This window comes from Phycicoccus sp. Root101 (assembly GCF_001426245.1).
Lineage (GTDB): Bacteria > Actinomycetota > Actinomycetes > Actinomycetales > Dermatophilaceae > Pedococcus.
In genome coordinates this window covers 150,523-170,875 of the sequence record NZ_LMCM01000001.1, presented here as the reverse complement: position 1 = coordinate 170,875, position 20,353 = coordinate 150,523, and the positions used below count along the sequence as shown (strand labels likewise).

The following is a 20,353-nucleotide window of genomic DNA, read 5'->3' as shown; positions in this document are numbered from 1 at the left end:
GCACCCCCGTAGTGTTCTGCGCGTGAGCACGCCCGCGGTCACCCCGCCGTCCGTCCCCCGCCCGGAACAGCGCCCCACCACGCGCGAGCACCACGGCGACGTCGTCATCGACCCCTACGAGTGGTTGCGCGACAAGTCCGACCCCGCGGTGGTGGCCCACCTCGAGGACGAGAACGCCTACGCGGAGGCGATGACGGCCGGCCTGCAGCCGCTGCGCGACGAGATCTTCGAGGAGATCCGCTCCCGCACCCAGGAGACCGACCTCTCCGTGCCCGTGGCGAGCGGCCCGTGGTGGTACTACTCGCGCAGCTACGAGGGTTCGCAGTACTCGCTGGAGTGCCGCGCCCCGCGCGCGGACGGCGCCCCGCGCCCCGAGCCCGAGGTCGGTGCCACGGTCGAGGGCGAGCAGGTGCTGCTCGACGGCAACCTCGAGGCCATGGGTCACGAGTTCTTCTCGCTCGGGGCGCTGAGCATCAGCCCGGACCACCGGTGGCTCGCCTACGCCGTCGACACCGAGGGTGACGAGCGCTTCGCGCTGCGGGTCAAGGACCTGTCGACGGGGGAGATCGTCGACACCGCGGTCCAGGAGGTCGGCTACGGCTGCGTCTTCTCCTACGACGGCCGCTACCTGTTCTACACCCGGGTCGACGAGACCTGGCGTCCGCACCAGGCCTGGCGGCACGAGGTCGGGACCCCGGCCGAGGACGACGTGCTGGTGCACGAGGAGCCCGACGAGCGGTTCTGGATGGGCCTGGGCTCCTCCCGCGACGACCGCTGGATCATGGTCGGGCTGGGCTCCAAGACGACCTCGGAGGTGCGCCTGCTCGACGCCACCGACCCGCTGGGGGAGTTCCGGGTCGTGGCTCCGCGACGCGAAGGTGTCGAGTACGACGTCGAGCCGGCCGCCGACCGCCTCCTCATCGTCCACAACGCCGACTCCATCGACTCCGACCTGGCGTGGGCACCGCTCGACGCCACGTCCGCCGACCAGTGGCAGCCGCTGCTGCGCTCCGCTGCCGGCGAACGGTTCCAGGGGGTCGAGGCCTTCGACGACGTGGCCGTCCTCGCCCTGCGCAAGGAGGGACTCACCGCCGTGCGCGTCCTCGAGCGCGACGCCGGCTCCCCGACCGGGTATGGCGCGAGCCACGACCTCGACTTCGACGAACCCGTCTACTCGGTGGGACTGGGGGACAACCCAGAGAGCGCGACGACCAGCCTGCAGGTGGTGTTCGAGTCGCTGGTCACGCCCCGCACGGTCCTGGACTACGACCTGCGCACCCGCGACTACACCCTGCTCAAGCGCCAGCCCGTGCTCGGCGGCTACGACCCCTCGCAGTACGAGCAGCGCCGGGAGTGGGCCACCGCCCCCGACGGCACCAGGGTGCCGATCTCGCTGGTCTACCCGGCGGGCAGCGAGCCGGACGGCACCCGGCCGGGGCTGCTCACGGCCTACGGCTCCTACGAGATCTCCTCGGACCCGTACTTCTCGGTGGCCCGGCTGTCGCTGCTCGAGCGGGGGTTCGTGTACGCCATCGCGCACGTCCGCGGTGGCGGCGAGCTCGGTCGCGCGTGGTACGACGAGGGCAAGCTGACCCAGAAGCGCTCCACGTTCACCGACTTCGTCGCCTGCGCCGACCACCTCGTCGAGACCGGCTGGGTGCACCCGGAACGCCTTGCGGCAGAAGGGGGTTCGGCTGGCGGCCTCCTCATCGGCGCGGCCGTCAACCTGGCGCCCGAGCGGTTCCGGGTGGTGCACGCGGCAGTGCCGTTCGTCGACGCGCTCACCACGATCCTGGACCCCAGCCTGCCCCTGACCGTGGTCGAGTGGGAGGAGTGGGGCAACCCGCTCGCCGACCCCGAGGTGTACGCCTACATGAAGTCGTACTCGCCGTACGAGAACGTGCACCGCGCGCCATACCCGGCCGTGCTGGCGACCACGTCCCTCAACGACACCCGCGTGTACTTCACCGAGCCGGCGAAGTGGGTGGCCCGCCTCCGGGAGAACACCACCAACGGACCCGACGAGCGACCGGTGCTCCTGCGGACCGAGATGGTGGCGGGGCACGGCGGGAAGAGCGGCCGGTACGACTCCTGGCGACAGGTGGCGTGGGAGTGGGCGTTCCTCGTGGACCAGGTCGGCGCCGGTGCGCAGAAAGAGACCGTCCCGGCCTCCTCATGATCTGGTCCTTTCGGCCGATGGGAAGGCCACGGACAGGTGAGGCCCCACGGCGCCCGGGTGATGCCTAGGCTTCATGGTGGCGAAAGGTGGAGCAGTGGTCGACGTCGGGACTGAGGGCACGCGTGCCCTCGCCGCCCACACCGACTGGTCCCGTACGCCCACCGGCGCCGCCGACCAGTGGCCGGCGGCCCTGCTGGCCGCCTGGGACCAGGCGCTCGACTCGCTGCTCCCGACCGCGCTGCTCGTCGGACCCAGCCGGGTCCTGCTGTACAACGACGCCTTCGCCGCCCGCCTCGGCGCGAGGCACCCGGCGGCGTTCGGGTGTCCCGCCGACGAGGCGCTGCCCGAGCTGTGGCAGCGCTCGCACCTCGGGCGGCTGCTCGACCGGGTCCTGACCGACGGGGACGGGTTCCTCGACGAGGACTCCCGCGTGGGGCTGCCCTCGCTGGGCGAGGCCGAGGTGGCCGAGCTCCCGCTGCTCGGCCACCACCTGCGCACGGGTTCGCCGATCCGTGACTCGGCCGGTGATGTGGTCGCCGCGGTGCACGTCGTGGTCGAGACCTCGACGTCGCACGACCGGGCGCGCGCGGTCGCCGAGCTCGCCACCGCCCTGGGCACCGCGGTGACCGTGGACGACGTCTGCAAGGTCGTGCTCAGGGAGGCGGTGTCCGCCTTCGGGGCCCGCTCCGCCGGCATCTGCCTGCCCTCACCGGGTCACGGCGGGTGGCGGATCGCCCGCCGCCACCGGATCGAGGACCTCTCACCCGACGAGGAGCGGCTGCCGCTCATCTGGTCCGAGCTCCCGGAGGACCTCGCCGAGACCGTGTCCTGGGCGGTCGAGGAACGGGAGGTCCACGGATCCGACTCCGGCGAGCTCGTCGTCGTCCCGCTGGAGGCCCGCACGATCAGGGCCGCGGTGGTCGGCTTCCGGGAGGCCACGCCGCTGCCGCCGACCCTCGGGGTCGTGCTGTCCGCGTTCACCGACCTCGTGGCGGAGGCGCTCGGTCGGGCCGTGGTCTACGACGCCGAACGTTCCACGGCCGAGCTCCTCCAGCGCACGCTGCTGCCCGCGAATCTTCCCCAGTCCGACGCCATCAGCGTCGCAGCGAGGTACGAACCGGTCTCTGAGGGGACGGTGGCCGGTGGCGACTTCTACGACTCGTTCTTCCTTCCCGACGGGCGACTCGCCCTCGTCATCGGCGACGTGGTCGGCCGCGGGGTGATGGCCGCCACGGTGATGGGTCAGGTCCGTGCCGCGGTGCGAGGCGCTGCCCTGGCCAACAGTCGGCCCGAGGCGGTCATGGGGGCCCTGGACCGGGTGGTCTGGGACCTCGACGCCCTGTGGCCCGCGTCCCTGCCGCTCGGGACCACGCGGGCGCGGCCCGGCATGTCCTTCGGTGGCGAGCTGTTCGTCACGATGCTCTACGCCACCATCACGCCCGAGACGGGTGTCGTCGAGATCGCCAGCGCCGGGCACCCCCTGCCCGCCCTGCTCTCCGGTCGGGCGGCGCGCGAGGAGGGCGCCCCGCGGGGGCGCCTGCTCTCGATGCCGGTGGGCCCGCCCCTGGGGATCGCCGGGGCCCGCCCGGCGACGACCCTCGTGCTCGAGGTCGGCGACATGCTCGTCGCCTACACCGACGGCCTGCTCGAGCGTCGCGGCGAGGACCTGGTCCAGGGGGAGGCGCGACTGCTCGACGTGCTCGCGGACGTGCCCCCGAGCAGCCCGCGCCGGGTCGCCCAGATCGTCATGGAGGCGATGGTGCCCGTGGCGGGTCAGGAGGACGACTGCGCCGTCCTCACGGTCGGTCGCTCGCCGGCGGGACACCGGCGGTGCACCATCGTCGTCCCGCCCATGCCCGAGTCGGTCAAGGCCGCCCGCGACTGGGCCCGCGCCCAGCTCACGCAGTGGCACGTCGGGGAGTCCGACCAGTACACGATCGTCACGGGGATCTCCGAGCTCATCACCAACGCCGTGCTGCACGCGGGCACCGAGTCCCACCTGACCATGGACCTGGACTCCGGGCAGGTCTCCGTCACGGTGGCCGACAGCGGCAACCGTGGGGAGCCCCTGCTCACCGGGGGCGAGTCGATGGCCGTGCGCGGACGGGGCCTGTCGCTGGTCCGGGCGATCAGCGACGCGTTCGGCTCGCACCGCACGTCGGCCGGGACCACGGTGTGGTTCGAGGTGGTGGTCTCGGCGCTCCCCGGCGAGCAGGGCGTCGACGAACCCGTGCTCGGTGAGCCGGTGCGCTGAGCCGGCCGCGGCCTGCCCAGCGCACCGACGACGGGGATGCCCCCCTCAGCGCATCCCCGTCGGCGCCCGCCCTCGGCGGGCGCCAGCTGGTGGTCGGACGTCCGCGGTCAGCGGACGCCCACGACGAGGCCGGCGGAGGACCAGTCGCTGCCGGAGACCTGCCGCCCGGTGCCACTGGTCAGTGCGCCCGTGCCGGTGCCGTACCAGGCGAGCCAGCGACCACCGGTGGTCAGGCCGAGCAGGTCGGACCGCTGGTCCCCGTTGAGGTCACCGGCCGCGACGATGCTGGTCAGCGCCGGCAGACCACTCGCGAGCTGCGTGCGCGTCCCGACCCAGCCGCCCTTGCCGTTGCCCTTGTAGAGCCACAGCGTGTCGTCGGGCCGGTGGACGACGAGGTCGGCGCGACCGTCACCGGTGAAGTCACCGGGGGAGAGCACGAGGTCGTAGCTGTTCCAGCCGGTGCCGACGAGGGAGGTGCCGGAGAAGCCGCCCTTGCCGTTGCCCTTGTAGAGGTACATCGCCCCGTCCGGTCGCACACCGATCACGTCGGCGCGGCCATCACCGTTGAAGTCACCGGGGGAGAACAGGGATGAGTAGACGTTCCAGCCGGGTCCCCAGGCCGCCGGCGGCGCGAACGTCGCGTTGCCCGTCCCTCGGTGGAGGCGCAGCACCCCGGCGGCGGTGCGGCTGATGAGGTCGGGATAGGCGTCGCCGTTGAAGTCACCCGGGGCGACCAGGCCGTTGACCCCGGACCAGTTCGTGGCCAGCACCCGACCGTAGGGGTCGGAGGCCGAGTCGCTGAGGGTGAGCCGACCGTCGGTGAGGCTGAGCAGGTCGGAGTCGATGGTGGAATCGAGTCCGAGGGCGATCGGCTGGGCCGCGTGCGCCCGGATCAGCGCCCGCCAGGTCCTGGCGTCGGTCACCCCGGTGGCAGGCACGCTGTTGCGCTTCTGCCAGGCGACCAGCGCGCTGGTGGTGGAGCTCGTGAACGACCCCGTGGCGCTCGCACCGATCGCGGACTGCACGGACGTCACCGCGGGTCCCGTGCTGCCCTGCTTGACGTACATGCCCGAGATCGAGACCAGGCGCTTGCCCAGCGTCGTGGCGGTCGGGAGGGCCTGCACCGGCGCCAGGGACTGGCAGCGGGTGTGGTTGGCCGTCGTGCTGGGGCTGGCCCAGTTGGTCATCCACGTGCGGCACGGTCCGTACTCGGGTGCAGCGACCTTCTTCGACCAGTAGGAGCTGCGCTTCATCGCGCCGGCCCACGACAGCGAGATGTGGACGTGGTTGCGGTGGCACGTCGTGTCGTAGGTGCTGCTGGCCTTGGATGCAGCCAGGCAGCCGTTGTACTCCTTCCAGCCCTCCGCCGGACGGTAGGCCGACCAGGACCTGTTGTTCCAGATCAGGTACATGACGCCGAGGCGCCTGGCCATCGCGTACGGGTTGCCGGCCTTGTCCTTGGCGAGCATCCAGGCGACCGCGGCGTTGGCCTGCGCCTTCTGGGTCGCGTTGCGGCTGTTGGCCATCCAGTCGACGGCGCGGCCGTCGTAGTGCTCCGAGGTCGCCAGCGAGTCGGACGCGCAGGCGCGCGCCGAGCCGTAGCTCGTGCCCGGGTAGGTCTTGACGAGGAGGGCGCCGAGGGCGGCGCTGCCGGGCTTGGTCGAGGCGTCGCAGGAGTTGGCGCCGACGTACGACGCGAGCTCCTCGACGCCCGAGGGGAGACCGGTCGGGGTGGGTGGGACGGCCGTCGCGGCGGAGGCGGCGGGGGCGCTCGCGGTGGCGGCGGTGGTCAGGAGGCCGTAGAGGAGGGCGGCGACGGCCAGCAGGATGCCGGCGGACCGACGGGGGCGGGGGGACGAGGACATGACGACAGCTCCGGGGGGTTTCGCGTGTGGGGGAGATGCGCCTGCCAGTTTGTGGCATTTGGGTGCCCTCGACGGCGGTTCGGGCCCGGATGCATCCGTTCGCGGGTTGCCCTACCTCATACGAACGGGTGAGACTGTCCGCAGAATGGTTGAGGTGACCTGCTGCGGCGCGCCGCCCCACCATCACGAGCTGCATGCTCAATGCTGCGCGGTAGACCCAGATCGGCGACGACGCTGATCCCGCAGAAGGGTAGGTGTGGACATGTGGCAGCTTTTCCTGGAGCGCTTCATCCCCGTCATGGAGGACGACACCTCGGTCCTCGACGTGCGTGACGGTGTCGGTCCGGCCCTCGGATCCTGGATGACCGGTGCCGACACGCTCGGTGCAGCGCTGGGCGACACCTCCGCCCTCACCGCCTGACCGTCCCCACCATCTGACCGTCTGTCCGCCCGCCCCGGGCGCACCTGTTCCACCCCGCCCCGCCGCGTCCGGGCGAGCCGGTGGCTGCGTCCGCAGCCCCGCCGATGCAGGATGGGACGACCGCGGGCACCGCAGCGCCCCGCCGATGGACGGAGTGCGTCATGGGTTTCCTCGACCGACTGCTGGGCCGCGAGGCCCGCGACACCTATCCTCCCCAGCGCAGCTCGCCGCCGTCCCCGGGACCCGGACCGGCGTATGGCGCCCCGCCTGCTCCCGCAGCGTCCCCGGACGCCCAGGCCGTGGCCCGCTACCGCTACCTGCTGCGGACCGCGCCGCCGGAGGCGCTCGAGCAGGTCCACGCCGAGGCGTTCGCCCGACTGACCCCCGAGCAGCGACGTCAGGTGCTGGCCGACCTGTCGACCGACCTGCCGCCGGGCGAGCAGCCGCCGACCGACGACCCCGGCTCGATGGCGCGGTTCGCCACCCGGGCCGAGCTGCGCCGTCCCGGGTACCTCGAGCAGGCGTTCGGTCGCAGGCAGGCCGGAGGGACGGGCATGGGGTCGGGCATGGGGACAGGCATGGGGATGGGCGGCACCTTCATGGGTTCGATGATGGGCACCGTCGCCGGGGTCGTGGTCGGGTCGATGGTGGCGGACGCCCTGTTCGACGGCTTCGACTCCTCGCCCGAGGCGGCCTCCGCCGGTGACGGCGTCGCCGCCGACTCGAACACGGACACCTCGGCGGGCGGTGACACGGTCGCGGACACCGGCCAGTCCGACGACGGTGGTGGAACGGACTTCGCGGGAGGCGACGACGGCGGCGGCGGTGACTTCGGTGGCAGTGACTTCGGCGGCGGTGACTTCGGTGGAGGTGACTTCGGCGGCGGCGGCGACTTCGGTGGGGGATTCTGACCCCGCAACCGGAGGGGACGCACCGAACCACCCGCGGGGGCGCGCGGACGCGCCATACCCTGTCCGCATGGCCGTCGTCACGATCAGCACCCTGACCCCGAAGGCGGAGGTCCTGCCACGCGTCTGCGTCAAGACGGGCGTGCCGACCGGTGACGTGGTCCGTGTCCGGGGGCGCGCCGCCCCGGACTGGGCCGGTGCGACGATCCTCTTCGGGCTGGTGGCGTGGTTGTTCGTCAGCTCGCTGTCCTCGCGGTCCTACGACCTGCTCGTGCCGTTCCGGGCCGAGGCCTGGCGTCGTCACCGCACGCTGCGGACGGCGTCGCTGGCCACGCTCTGGTCCGGGGTCGTGCTCGCGGTCGTGGTCGGGGCCCTCGGGGGCAACGGTGGTCTGATGCTCCTGCTGACCGTGCTCGGGCTGGCCCTGCTCGTCGTGAACGACTGGCGCAACAGCTTCGGGGTCCGTCTGGGGCGTGACGGTGGGCTGGAGCTGACCCGCGTCCACGACGAGTTCGCCGCGGCCGCGCGCCGCTCGGCGATGCGCTCCTAGCCCTCGACGGCCTCGGCGAGCTCGCGCGGCGCCGTCCGGTCGACGTCGTCGCCGGCCGGGACCGGCGGCAGGGTCTCGCCCTCGATGTCGACGCGCGGCAGCACTCGGTCGAGCCAGCGGGGCAGCCACCAGGCCGCGTCGCCCAGGAACGACATGATCGCGGGGACCAGGGCGAGCCGGACGACGAACGCGTCCACGAGCACCCCGAACGCGAGGGCGAAGCCCATCGACTTGATGATCGGGTCGTCGACGAGGATGAAGCCCGCGAACACCGAGATCATGATGAGCGCTGCGGCCACGACGACCCTGGCCCCGTGCCCCACACCGGACACGACCGCCTCGCGGGAGCCCTGGCCGTGGACGAAGTCCTCGCGCATCCGCGAGACGAGGAAGACCTCGTAGTCCATCGCGAGGCCGAACAGGATGCCGATGAGCAGGATGGGCAGGAAGCTCACCAGGGGCCCGGGCGTCTGGACGCCGAGGAGGTCGGCCAGCCAGCCCCACTGGAAGATCGCGACGGTCGCGCCGAAGGTCGCCCCGACGGTGAGCAGGAAGCCGGCGGTCGCCTTGAGCGGTACGAGCAACGACCGGAAGACCAGGGTGAGCAGGACGAAGCTCAGCCCGACGACGACGAGCAGGTAGACGGGCAGGGCGGCACCCAGCTTGTCCGAGACGTCGACGCCGGCGGCCGTCGCCCCGGTGAGGGCGATGTCGGTCCCGGTCGCCGTGGCCGTCGGTGCCACGCCGTCGCGCAGGGCCCGCACGAGGTCGAAGGTGGCCGCGTCGGAGGGGCCGGACGCGGGGATGACCGCCACGAGCGCCGTCCGACCGTCGGCGCTGGCCCCTCCCGGGGCGACGGCGACGACGTCCTTGGTCCTGGCCATGACGGCGCTCGCCGCCGTGACGGCCTGCTGGACCGAGGCCGGGTCGTCGCCGTGGACGACCATGACGAGCCGACCGTTGAAGCCTGGACCGAAGCCTTCGGCGATGAGGTCGTAGGCGGCCCGCTTGGTGGTGCCGACGGGGGCGGTCCCGTCGTCCGGGAGGGCCAGGCGCATGTCGGCGGCCGGGAGCGCGACCGCGCCCAGCAGCACGACCCCGCCCAGGATGACGGCGATGCGCCGCCGCACCATGGTCCGGCCCCAGCCGAACCCCCGGTTGAACTCGGAGTCCTGGCGACCACCGGCGCCACCGGAGGCGGCGGCCCTGCGCTGGGAACGGGGGAGCACCCGGTCGCCGGCGAACCCAAGCAGGGCCGGCAGCAGCGTGACGGCGACGAGGACGGCGACCGCGACGGTGCCGGCCGCGGCCAGGCCCATCGCGGTGAGGAACGGGATGCCGACGACGGACAGGCCGGCGAGGGCGATCACGACCGTGAGGCCGGCGAACACCACGGCCGACCCGGCGGTGCCGATCGCCCGACCGGCGGCCTCCTCCCGGCCCAGCCCGGTCGCGAGGTTGTGGCGGTACCGGGAGGTGATGAACAGCGAGTAGTCGATCCCGACCGCGAGGCCGAGCATGAGCGCGAGCACCGGGGTGACGCTGGTGAGGTCGAACGCGTGCCCGGCGAGCAGCAGCCCGAGCAGGCCGACACCGACCCCGATCAGGGCGTTGACCATGGTCATGCCGGCGGCGACCAGCGAGCCGAACGTCATCAGCAGCACCACCAGGGCGACTGCGACACCGATGGCCTCGGTGGAGCCCACCTCGGGTTCGGTCATGAGCGGCTCGCCGCCGGCGGCGACCGTCCAGCCCGCCGGGGCGGCCTTCCCGAGGTCCTCGTATGCCGTGCGCTGCTCGGGCGTGAGCGCGTCGGAGGTCTCCTTGAACTGCACCGTGACCAGGGCGTAGCGGCCGTCCTGGCTGATCGCCTTGGAGTCGTAGGGACTCACGGCGCCGACGACACCGGGAAGGCCGGACGCCTTCGCCACGATTCCTGCCACCGTGGCCTGGTTCGCCGGGGTGGCGACGCTCTGTCCCTCGGGTGCGCGGACCACGACGGTGCCGGCAGCGCCGCTCGCCTGCGGGAACTCACGGGCGAGGGAGTCCAGCGCGCGCTGGGACTCGGTGCCGGGGATGGCCACCCCTGCGGTGGGCGCGGTGCCGACCGAGACGACGGTGGCCACGAGGGCACCGAGCAGGACGAGCCACACCGAGGCGACGACGCCGCGACGGCGGAAGCCGAGACGTCCGATCCGGTACAGAAGATTGGCCATCGGTGAGCTCCCCGTGGGTGCGTGCGTGCATGCGGGCGGGCCGGCCCGGGTGGACGGCCACCCATCAAGTTAGTCGATCGGCTAGGTCAAGACAAGCCGATCGGCTAACCATGCTGCTACTGTGGCGGCCGTCACGGCCGACGAGCGGTCGGGACCGCACGACACTCGGCCCGGGCGGCCGGAACGGGAGACGCGATGGCCAGGCCGCAGGCGCCGAGGGGTCAGGGTCGCGCCCGCGTGCTCGCGGCGGCCCTGGAGCTGTTCGCGACCCAGGGCGTGAGCGGGACGTCCCTGCAGATGATCGCCGACCACCTCGGGGTCACGAAGGCTGCCGTCTACTACCAGTTCCACGCCAAGGAGGACATCGTCCTCGCCGTCGTCGAGGGCGCGGTCGAGCAGCTGCGCGGCCACATCGAGACCTCCGAGGCGGCGCCGACTGCCGAGGAGGCGACGGTGCTGGCGCTCGACGGGCTGATCGACGTCGTGCTGGCCCACCGACAGGTGGTGGCCTCGATGCTCAGCGACCCGGAGGTGGAGCGGATCCTCGCGGCCCACGAGGACTTCAACGACCTCACCACCCGGCTCGGCACCCAGCTGCTCGGACCCGAGCCCAGCCAGCGGCGCGTCATCGCGGTGCCCGTCCTGGCGCTGGGCATCGCGCACGCGGGGGCCGACCCGCACCTGGTGGACGTCGACGACCAGACCCTGCGTGCCGAGATGCGGCACCTCGGCCGGGTGCTCGTGGACGCCTCGCGGTCGGCCTAGCATCGGGGCCATGAGCTTCGCCGCGTCCATCCGCACCGTGCTGCGCCGGTACGCCGAGTTCGAGGGGCGCTCGGGCCGGGCCGAGTTCTGGTGGTGGGCGCTGTTCAACGTCCTCGTCCTCGCCGCGATCGACGTCGCGACCGGAGGCGGCGTCGACAACCCGACCGAGGGTCTGGGTCGCGCGCTGGCCGGGGTGTGGAGCATCGCGGTCCTCCTGCCCAACCTGGGGGTCACGGTGCGGCGCCTGCGCGATGCGGGATACCGCTGGACCCACGTCTTCTGGCTCCTGGTCCCGGTGGCCGGCGTGGTCGTCCTCGCCACCTTCCTGGCGAGACCGACGAAGGATGCCGCGCCCGACCCGGTGAGCAGCCCCGCCCCGGCCTAGCATCGTCGGCGTGAGCGAAACGCTGCCGTACCTCGACCCCCAGCTCCCCGTCGCCGAACGCGTCGCCGACCTCCTCGGGCGGATGACCGCGCAGGAGAAGGTCGGGCAGATGATGCAGCTCGACGCGCGCGAAGGACTCCCCGAGCTCGTGCTGTCCACGCACGTGGGGTCGATCCTGCACGCGTCGCCCCAGCGGTTGGCCGAGGCCCACGAGCTGGTCGCGCGGACCCGGCTCGGCATCCCGTTGCTCGTGGGGGAGGACTGCATCCACGGGCACTCGTTCTTCAAGGGGGCCACGATCTTCCCGACCCAGCTCGGCATGGCGGCCTCGTGGGACCCCGTCCTCGTCGAGCGGGCAGCGCGCGCCACGGCGGTCGAGGTGTCGGCGACCGGCGTGCACTGGACCTTCTCGCCGGTGCTGTGCATCGCCCGCGACCTGCGCTGGGGGCGCGTCAACGAGACGTTCGGGGAGGACCCGCACCTGCTGGGTGAGCTCGCGTCCGCGATGGTGCGCGGCTACCAGGGCGACGGGTTGGACGACCCGACGGCGATCCTCGCGACGGCCAAGCACTTCGCGGGGTACTCCGAGACCCAGGGCGGCCGTGACGCCAGCGAGGCAGACATCAGTCGGCGCAAGCTCCGGTCCTGGTTCCTGCCGCCGTTCGAACGGGTTGCGAGAGAGGGCTGCCGGACGTTCATGCTCGGGTACCAGACCATGGACGGCGTCCCGATCACCGTCAACGACTGGCTGCTGGGCGACGTGCTGCGCGGCGAGTGGGGCTACACCGGGACGCTCATCACCGACTGGGACAACGTCGGCCGGATGGTCTGGGAGCAGCAGGTGCAGCCCGACCACACGCACGCCGCTGCCGCTGCGGTGAAGGCCGGCAACGACATGGTCATGACGACGCCGCAGTTCTTCGCGGGGGCGCTCGACGCGATCTCCCGGGGGCTGCTGTCCGAGTCGGACCTGCACCCCGCGGTCAGCCGCATCCTGACGGTGAAGTTCGAGCTCGGGTTGTTCGAGGACCCGCGCCGACCCGATCCCTCGCGCCAGCGCGAGGTGATCGCCACGGCGTCGCACACCGTGCTCAACCTCGAGGTGGCACGGCGCTCGCTGGTGCTGCTGCGCAACGACGGCGCCCTTCCGCTGCGGGACGCCTCGCGTCCCACCCATGGTGGTGCGCGGCGGATCGCGGTCGTGGGACCGCTCGCGGACGACGCCCAGACGCAGCTGGGGGACTGGGCCGGTTCGTCGGGGCAGGCTGACTGGATCCTCGAGGGTCACCCGCGGGAGATGATCACGACCGTCCTGGACGGACTGCGCGCGGCGGTGCCGGACGACTGGACGGTGAGCCGGGCGCGTGGCGCCGACATCCTCACCCTGGCGCCGGACCCGTCGGGCGAGTTCTTCCCGGACGGGCAGCCACGTCCCCAGGTGGCGGTGCCGAGTCCTCCCGACCCGGCGCTCATCGAGGAGGCCGTTGCGGCTGCGTCTGCCGCGGACGTCGTGGTCGCCGTCGTCGGCGACCGCATCGAGCTCGTCGGTGAGGGGCGCTCGACGGCGACGCTCGAGCTCGTCGGCGGTCAGGTGGCCCTGCTCGATGCGCTCGCCGCCACCGGGACCCCGATGGTCGTGGTGCTGTTGGCCTCGAAGCCGTTGGTGCTGCCCGACTCCGCCCTCGACGCCGCTGCGGTGGTGTGGGTCGCCAACCCGGGTATGCAGGGTGGCCGGGCCATCGCGGAGCTGCTCCTCGGCGACATCGAACCATCGGGTCGGCTGCCGATCTCGTTCGCCCGTCATGCCGGTCAACAGCCGACCTACTACAACCAGGTGCGCGGCCAGCACGGCGACCGGTACGCAGACCTCACGCAGCGCCCGGCGTTCGCCTTCGGGGAGGGACTGTCGTACACGACGGTGGACTACTCCGACCTCGTGCTCGACGCCGACTCGGTCTCGGTGCCTGTCACGGGTGACGGGACGGTCTCAGGTCGAGTCACCTTGTCCAACAAGGGATCTCGGCCGGCCCTCGAGACGGTCCAGGTCTACGTGCGCGACCTCGTGACGTCGGCCAGCTGGGCCGACAAGGAGCTCAAGTCGTTCACCCAGGTGCGGGTCGAGCCGGGTGCCTCGGTGACGGTGGACGTGGCGGTGCCGGTGTCGGCCTGCTCGATCGTGGACGCCTCGGGTCGCAGGGTCGTCGAGCCCGGCGGGTTCGAGCTGCTCGTGGGGCCGTCGTCGCGGGACGAGGTGCTCCTCCGCGCGGCGTTCGAGCTGACGGGCTGACGGGCTGACGGGCTGTCCCGGGCGTCCGGGCCGGGCTTGTGCGTCGAGCGTCGGGCATCCGTGGCCGAGCGTCCGAGGACGGGCGTCGGGGTCGGGTGGCTCAGCTGAGGCAGAGACAGAAGGGGTGACCGGCCGGGTCGAGGAACACCCGGAACGTCGTGCCCGGCTGGTGCTCGTGCTTCGTCGCGCCGATCTTGAGCACTTCGGCCTCGGCCACGTCGAGGTCGTCGACCACCACGTCGAGGTGCATCTGCTGCGGCACGTCCTGACCGGGCCAGATCGGCGCGCGGTAGTTCTCGACCGTCTGGAAGCAGATGCACTGCCCGTACTCCGCGCGCACCTCGAACCAGTCGTCCGAGTCGGTCACCTTCCAGTCGAGGAGGGTGCCGTAGAAGGCGGCGAGCGTCGCGGCGTCGGGGCAGTCGAGGACGATGCTGGGGTATCGGGCGATGGCCATGCCCGCACGGTATCGACGGTTGCGGACACTTCGCGTCCGAATAGGCCAGCGATCCGGCACCCCAGGTGTCGGGGTCCGCATCACGATCCGTGCGCTCGCCCGTCGGCGTGCTGCCTCGTGCGCCCCGACGGATGGGGCCCCGGTACTCAGGGCGTGGACCAGGGGCGTTCTCCGGGTGTCGTGGGTGGGTCGGTCTCCCAGGGGATGAGTCCGTCGGAGACGATCACGAGTCCTGTTGCGTGTGACTTCGTCCTGCGGCCGCTGGTCCGTGAGCGCGTTCTTCTCGGGCGCGGGATGGAGCCAACGGTGTTGCCGGGTGGCGTGCCGTGGGTGGCCTCGTGGTCGGAGGGGATGGCGAGGTCGTTCCAGGTGATGGCCCCGCCTGAGGGCGGTTGGTAGGTGCCTTCGGGTATGTGTGGGTCGCCGCCTGGTGGTGGGGCGGTCTCGTGGGGGTGGGGTGGGCGGATGGGTAGCCCGTACCGGTTAGTGACGGTGAGTCCGTCGGGGTGGGTGGGGTCGCCGGTGATGGTGTAGTCGCCGCGGTCGATGCCGTCGTGGTGGGTGGTGCAGAGGCTGATCTGGTTGTCGGTGTCCGTGGCTCCGCCGTCGGCCCATGCCTGGAGGTGGTGGACCTCGACGAACCCGGTGGTGGGGCAGCCGGGGAAGCGGCAGCCGCGGTCGCGGTCGGTGATCAGGCGGCGGGTGCGGTGGGGCAGGATCCGCATGGCCCGTCCGACGGACACCGGTCGCCCTTCGGTTTCCCAGACGGGTTGGACGGTGCCGTCGCTGATGAACCGTCCGAGCAGGCGCAGGGGGATGGCGTGGCCGCCGTTGACCCACGCACCGGTCGTGTCGAGGTGCAGGTAGACCCGGTAGTGCGCCGACCTGCTGGTGGAGGTGACCGAGGCGAGGGATCGGGTGGCCATCTCCTCGAGGGCGTCGGCGTAGGTCGGCGACCCCGCGTAGCGGTCGTCGACGTCGGCAGCCCAGCCAGTCCGCGCGGCGTCGCTGGCGTCACTGCTGTCGGTGTCGCGGCGGCGCAGGAACAGTGCGTCCTTGGCTTCTTTGACGGCTTGTTCGACCAGCGCGCCGATGGTCGCGGGGGGCGGAGTAGCGCAGCTGGAACCGGCCGTCGGCGTCGTAGGACATGGCCAGGTCGGGCTTGGCGCAGGCACGCTGCTCGGCGGCCGACTGGAAGGCGGTGGACGGCAGGGCGGCGGTGTCCAGGTCGCCGAACCCCAGCGTGTGCGGCTCGACGGGCAGATCGCTGCCCGCTGCGTCGGTGCCTTGGGCGGCGTGTGCGGCTGGTGCGGGGGTGGCGAACGCGTGGCGGGCGACCGCTCGGCGCAGCTGGGTGACGGTCGCGTTCCGGGCGAACTGGGTGACCGAGGCTTGGTGGGTGACCGGGACGTGGCGGGCCAGGACGGCGACCTGGTCCAGGGACAGCTCCCCAGCCTCCAACGCCACAGCTGCGTCGGTGAGCTCGGTGCGTTGCCGGGCGACGGCGACGATGTCAGCGGCGTGGGCATGGGACAGGCCGGCGCGGACGACGAGGTAGTGCTCGGGTGACTTGAACCCACCTTCACCCCAGTGCCGGTCGCGCATGACCTCGTCGATGATGTCGACCAGCTCGGCCTGCGCCCGGTTCAACCACCCCGCAACAGCCGCGGTCCGCTCCCACAACGCTTGGTTCCGCACGCCCCAGCCACCGTCCGGACCGGTGTCCGGGACGGCGGTGAGCGGGCTGACCGACATACCTCAATCGTACACCTGTTCGAATGATGCAGAAAGACTTGTCCACACCCCGAATCGCTCGAATTCGCTTCTGACCGACATACCTCAATCGTACACCTGTTCGAATGATGCAGAAAGACTTGTCCACACCCCGAATCGCTCGAATTCGCTGACAGCAGAACCACATTCGGGCCCTTAGGGGGCTGACTTCCTTCTATCCCGCGCGCATGCCCGACCCCACGCCATGCGCGGGGCTGGTGCTTGTCGCCCACGGATGGCGCAACGGCCCGGCAGCTTCTACACCCGCCCGCTCGCAAATCGAGTCCACGGCGTGCCGACCCTCAGTCCCGAAGCCGTTGACCGACTGCCAGCGGCAGTTGCTCGAGGTGACGCTCGCCGTGACAGGGACGGCCGCCTGCCTTGCTCCTGACTGCACGAGCGCGTGCGACGGGGGCGAAGCGACGCGGGCCGAGGCAGATGTACTGCTTCCGATCCTGCGCTCAACGTACGCGGTGGGTGGTGGAAGGGGTCGCAGGATCGTGGCGCTGCGTCTGGCGCGACTGGTTCGGCGCCGGGATGTGGATCGCAGGGCCGACACCGCTTCCGTCCCTCACCTGTGAAGGAAACCCACGACCTCAAGCCCGAGCTCGCGGCCGCCCGGTTACTCCGTTGCCCGGATCTCGAATACAGCTACCGCTGCGCTTCTGACAAGTGGGCGACACAAGGACTGCGCAGCCGATCGGCCCGAAGTGGGGTGCTCGGTCCAAAAGTGAGCCCCAGAGCGCTACGCCGTTTGCGCTAGTTCGTTCGGCTTGCAGCGGTCATAAAAAAGGGCATTTCAGAGATTCAAGGGCGTATACGCCGAACCATTGCATAGGGTCACACGCGACAGACGAGCCTTCGATGACCCTCGATCGGTGTGCACCAACACCTCCAAGCGAGCAAGTACCACTGCGAACGGATTAGAGATGCAAGAACTACCTCCTGCCGGTTGGCATGCGGACCCCGAGAACCCGAGTCAACTCCGTTACTGGGATGGGGCCGCGTGGACTGAGCACCGACAGCCGGGGCCGCAGGGCGTGCCCCCGGGAATCCCGCAGGGCAAGGAGGACGCCGACGCGCCCGTAGCATCTGGTAAGGCGGTGCGACCCTGGTACAAGAAGAAGCGCTTTGTCCTCCCGATCGCCTCGTTGGCAGCCCTTTGGATGATTGGCACGCTAACAGACGACCCAGCGACGACCAGGACGACTCCCACCGCCTTGGTGGAGACCGTCCCAACGAAGGCCGCTACGACGCTAGTGGACCCAAAGGTTGCGGCTGACGCGAAGGCGAAAGCGGTGGCTGACGCGAAGGCGAAAGCCGTGGCTGACGCGAAGGCCGCGGCAGACGCGAAGGCTAAAGCTGCAGCTGACGCGAAGGCCAAAACCGTGGCTGACGCGAAAGCCAAAGCCAAGGCAGCAGCTGACGCGAAGGCCAAAGCAGCGGCTGCCGCCAAGGCCGCGGCCGCCAAGAGGATCGCGGACGCAAACAGGTTGACGATCGCGCAAGAGAACGCAAAGCGCTCTGCCGAGTCCTACCTCGAAATGTCGGGCTTCTCTCGCTCGGGACTTATCGAGCAGTTGCGGTTCGAAGGGTTCAGCAATCATGACGCCCAACGTGCGATTGACCGGATGCATGTCAATTGGAACGCGGAGGCAGACGAGAGCGCGAAGTCCTACCTCGAAATGTCGGGCTTCTCTCGCTCGGGACTCATCGAGCAGTTGCGGTTCGAGGGATTCACCAGTGCGCAAGCGGCTCACGGCGCGAACTCGGTGGGGCTCTGAGCGCCATATGAATGACCTACGCGATCCTCGCTTAGGTGGTTTGGGAGGCGGCCGCGGGACGGCCTCAAGCAGGCGTGGCTCAAGGGCTAAGCCACGCGCCGGCCGTCGAACGTCCGCGAAGCCAAGGTGATCATCGTCCACATCAACAGGACCTTCGGCTCGTCACGACTTATGAACGTGCGGCCATCGCAGGTGAACGCGTGGGCGGCTGGCATGAAGGCGGCTGGCTACGCGGACTCAAGAAGCTACGCCACGTAGCGGCGCCTGGCCCACGTGATAGGCGATGCGGCCCATGATGGGCTGATCCTCGCTCAGCGCGCAACCGGAAAACGTCGGGTGGGCAGGGACCGCAGCGTCCATACGTCGCGACTACGGGCCAGATCTGGGCGCTGCACGACGCGATGCCCGAGCAGATGCGGTTGGCTGTCCTGATCGGTGCGTTCGTGGGCCTGCGCATCGCCGAGGTGTCGGCGGCTTTGCGGGTCGGGGACGTCGACTTCATGCGAGGCGTGGTCGCTCGTGCGATCCGGTGGCCCGAGGACAAGCTCAAGTCGGCGAGCTCCTACCGGACGCATGTGCCGATCCCGCAGGAGCTCGCACTCGAGCTGTCCGCGGCGGTTGCACGGTTCTGTGGCCCGACGGTCGTGGCGAACGAGGAGGGGGAGCGGGTCGGCCCCTGGGCGATCGAAACGGGCTGTGCGAGTCGCACGCAAGCAATCCAAGGGACTGCCGGCCCGGTTCCGGTTCCACGACCTGCGGCACTACTTCGCCTCGTTGCTCATCGCGAGTGGCGCATAAGTCAAGGTCGTCCTGCGCCGACTCGCGTAGCCATCGGCGATAACGACCCTCAACTTCTACGGGCACATGGGCCCCGACGCAGACGAGTCCGCCCGCGCTGCCGTTGGAGTGGTACTGGCAACACGGGCGGACTCGCTGAGCAAAGCCCGAAGTCTTGCGGACTAGATGCGGACTGGGAGCGCATCGTGAACGCAAAGCAGCAGGTCAGGCGGCTTCTGAACGTCAGATGTCGAAGTACATCTCGAACTCGTGCGGGTGCGGGCGGAAGCGGATCGGGTCGACCTCGTTCTTGCGCTTCCACTCGACCCAGGTCTCGATGAGGTCCTTGGTGAACACGTCACCCTCGAGCAGGAACTCGTGGTCTGCCTCCAGCGCGTCCAGGACGGCCGGCAGCGAGCCGGGGACCTGCTCGATGGCGTCGTGCTCCTCGGGCGGGAGCTCGTAGAGGTCCTTGTCCACCGGCTCCGGGGGCTCGATGCGGTTCTTGATGCCGTCCAGGCCGGCCATCAGCATCGCGGAGAACGCGAGGTACGGGTTGGCCGACGGGTCCGGTACGCGGAACTCGACGCGCTTGGCCTTCGGGTTGTCACCGGTGATCGGGATGCGGATGCAGGCCGAGCGGTTACGGGCCGAGTAGACCAGGTTGACCGGGGCCTCGTAGCCGGGGACCAGGCGGTGGTAGGAGTTCACCGTCGGGTTCGTGAACGCGAGCAGCGCCGGGGCGTGCTTGAGCAGGCCACCGATGTACCAGCGGGCCAGGTCCGACAGGCCGCCGTAGCCGCGCTCGTCGTAGAAGAGGGGCTCGCCGTCCTTCCAGAGCGACTGGTGCGAGTGCATGCCCGAGCCGTTGTCACCGAAGATCGGCTTCGGCATGAAGGTGACCGTCTTGCCGCCCTCCCAGGCGACGTTCTTGACGATGTACTTGAACTTCAGCACGTCGTCGGCGGCCTGCTTCAGCGTGTTGAAGCGGTAGTTGATCTCCTGCTGTCCGGCGGTGCCGACCTCGTGGTGGGCGCGCTCGACCGACAGGCCCGCCTCCTCGAGCGCGAGCGACATCTCGTCGCGCATGTCGGCGAAGTGGTCGGTCGGGGGAACGGGGAAGTAGCCGCCCTTGTAGCGGGTCTTGTACCCCTTGTTGCCACCCTCCTCCTCGCGACCGGTGTTCCACGCGGCCTCGATGGAGTTGATGTAGTAGTAGCTGGCGTTCTGCTTGGTCTCGAAGCGCACGTCGTCGAAGACGTAGAACTCGGCCTCGGCGCCGAAGTACGCGGTGTCCGCGATGCCGGTCGACTTGAGGTAGGCCTCAGCCTTCGCGGCGATGTTGCGCGGGTCGCGGGAGTACTCCTCGCCGGTGAACGGGTCGACGATGGAGAAGTTGAGGATGAGCGTCTTTTCCTTGCGGAACGGGTCGAGGTACGCGCTCGTGGGGTCCGGGACCAGCTTCATGTCGGACTCGTGGATGGCCTGGAACCCGCGGATCGAGGACCCGTCGAACATCTGGCCCTCCTTGAAGAAGTCCGCGTCCAGGCTCTTGGCGGGCACGTTGAAGTGCTGCATCACGCCCGGCAGGTCGCAGAAGCGCACGTCGACGAACTTGACGTCCTCGTCCTTGATGAACTTCAGGACCTCGTCAGCATTGCTGAACAAATTGGGGCCTCCTGTTGGTGGGACGGAGGGGATCCGCCCATGACTGAAACGCTGTCGTCGTCGA

Annotated in this window: 15 protein-coding genes and 1 pseudogene; 10 read left to right on the top strand and 6 right to left on the bottom strand. The window is 70.6% G+C overall.

Annotation, left to right across the window (positions count from 1 at the left end; genetic code table 11):
• Nucleotides 1-22: 22 nt before the first annotated feature.
• Both ASC58_RS00800 and ASC58_RS00795 read left to right on the top strand, forming a co-directional pair.
• Entirely contained in the window at nt 23-2,179 is a 2,157-nt protein-coding gene (locus ASC58_RS00800) for a S9 family peptidase (RefSeq protein WP_056914947.1), read from the top strand.
• Between the two features lie 94 nt (nt 2,180-2,273).
• The gene (locus tag ASC58_RS00795) at nt 2,274-4,433 is read left to right on the top strand and encodes an ATP-binding SpoIIE family protein phosphatase (protein WP_056918092.1); all 2,160 of its coding nucleotides are present in this window, start codon (nt 2,274-2,276) and stop codon (nt 4,431-4,433) included.
• A gap of 107 nt (nt 4,434-4,540) precedes the next feature.
• On the opposite strand, the gene ASC58_RS00790 is transcribed toward ASC58_RS00795, so the two are convergent.
• Nucleotides 4,541-6,298, bottom strand: a complete 1,758-nt coding sequence (locus tag ASC58_RS00790) for a VCBS repeat-containing protein (protein ID WP_056918091.1) — start codon at nt 6,296-6,298, stop codon at nt 4,541-4,543.
• 262 nt (nt 6,299-6,560) lie between these two features.
• Here ASC58_RS00790 and ASC58_RS20850 point away from each other — a divergent pair, with 262 nt between their 5' ends.
• The 3 genes from ASC58_RS20850 to ASC58_RS00780 all read left to right on the top strand — a co-directional run bounded on the left by ASC58_RS20850 (nt 6,561) and on the right by ASC58_RS00780 (nt 8,177).
• Nucleotides 6,561-6,719 carry a hypothetical protein gene (locus ASC58_RS20850; RefSeq protein WP_157581328.1) on the top strand — a complete coding sequence of 53 codons (159 nt, stop codon included), beginning with the start codon at nt 6,561-6,563 and terminating at the stop codon, nt 6,717-6,719.
• 161 nt (nt 6,720-6,880) lie between these two features.
• Nucleotides 6,881-7,630, top strand: coding sequence for a hypothetical protein (locus tag ASC58_RS00785; RefSeq protein ID WP_056918090.1), 750 nt, complete (start codon nt 6,881-6,883; stop codon nt 7,628-7,630).
• Nucleotides 7,631-7,697: 67 nt separating this feature from the next.
• On the top strand, nt 7,698-8,177 hold the full coding sequence (locus ASC58_RS00780) for a hypothetical protein (protein ID WP_056918089.1): 480 nt from the start codon (nt 7,698-7,700) through the stop codon (nt 8,175-8,177).
• Here ASC58_RS00780 and ASC58_RS00775 read toward each other — a convergent pair.
• Nucleotides 8,174-10,393, bottom strand: a complete 2,220-nt coding sequence (locus ASC58_RS00775) for an MMPL family transporter (RefSeq protein ID WP_056918088.1) — start codon at nt 10,391-10,393, stop codon at nt 8,174-8,176. The two genes, ASC58_RS00780 and ASC58_RS00775, sit on opposite strands and share 4 nt — an antisense overlap.
• Nucleotides 10,394-10,588: 195 nt before the next feature.
• Between ASC58_RS00775 and ASC58_RS00770 the strand changes: the two genes are divergently transcribed.
• Genes ASC58_RS00770 through ASC58_RS00760 form a run of 3 tightly spaced genes read left to right on the top strand, consistent with a single transcriptional unit; the run spans nt 10,589 to nt 13,830 of the window.
• Nucleotides 10,589-11,158: a TetR/AcrR family transcriptional regulator gene (locus ASC58_RS00770; RefSeq protein WP_056914941.1), complete on the top strand. Its 570-nt coding sequence runs from the start codon at nt 10,589-10,591 to the stop codon at nt 11,156-11,158.
• A 10-nt stretch (nt 11,159-11,168) separates the two neighbouring features.
• Complete coding sequence (locus ASC58_RS00765; RefSeq protein ID WP_056914940.1) at nt 11,169-11,543, top strand: DUF805 domain-containing protein; 375 nt, start codon at nt 11,169-11,171, stop codon at nt 11,541-11,543.
• A 10-nt stretch (nt 11,544-11,553) separates the two neighbouring features.
• Nucleotides 11,554-13,830, top strand: a complete 2,277-nt coding sequence (locus tag ASC58_RS00760) for a glycoside hydrolase family 3 N-terminal domain-containing protein (RefSeq protein ID WP_056918087.1) — start codon at nt 11,554-11,556, stop codon at nt 13,828-13,830.
• A 100-nt stretch (nt 13,831-13,930) separates the two neighbouring features.
• Here ASC58_RS00760 and ASC58_RS00755 read toward each other — a convergent pair whose 3' ends face one another.
• The 3 genes from ASC58_RS00755 to ASC58_RS00745 all read right to left on the bottom strand — a co-directional run bounded on the left by ASC58_RS00755 (nt 13,931) and on the right by ASC58_RS00745 (nt 16,042).
• Nucleotides 13,931-14,287, bottom strand: a complete 357-nt coding sequence (locus ASC58_RS00755; RefSeq protein WP_056918086.1) for a VOC family protein — start codon at nt 14,285-14,287, stop codon at nt 13,931-13,933.
• A gap of 146 nt (nt 14,288-14,433) precedes the next feature.
• A complete protein-coding gene (locus tag ASC58_RS00750) occupies nt 14,434-15,213 on the bottom strand; it encodes an HNH endonuclease signature motif containing protein (RefSeq protein WP_056918085.1) in 780 nt (259 codons plus the stop codon).
• A gap of 88 nt (nt 15,214-15,301) precedes the next feature.
• Nucleotides 15,302-16,042, bottom strand: a complete 741-nt coding sequence (locus ASC58_RS00745; RefSeq protein WP_056918084.1) for a DUF222 domain-containing protein — start codon at nt 16,040-16,042, stop codon at nt 15,302-15,304.
• 947 nt (nt 16,043-16,989) lie between these two features.
• On the opposite strand from ASC58_RS00745, the pseudogene ASC58_RS21880 reads away from it, so the two are divergent.
• A pseudogene (locus tag ASC58_RS21880) lies at nt 16,990-17,094 on the top strand (DUF2510 domain-containing protein); the annotation flags it as partial.
• A 264-nt stretch (nt 17,095-17,358) separates the two neighbouring features.
• On the top strand, nt 17,359-17,844 hold the full coding sequence (locus tag ASC58_RS21460; RefSeq protein ID WP_235529035.1) for an Ltp family lipoprotein: 486 nt from the start codon (nt 17,359-17,361) through the stop codon (nt 17,842-17,844).
• Between the two features lie 1,020 nt (nt 17,845-18,864).
• Here the strand turns inward: ASC58_RS21460 and glnA are convergent.
• The gene (gene glnA, locus ASC58_RS00735; RefSeq protein ID WP_056914937.1) at nt 18,865-20,289 is read right to left on the bottom strand and encodes a type I glutamate--ammonia ligase; all 1,425 of its coding nucleotides are present in this window, start codon (nt 20,287-20,289) and stop codon (nt 18,865-18,867) included.
• Between the last annotated feature and the right edge of the window lie 64 nt (nt 20,290-20,353).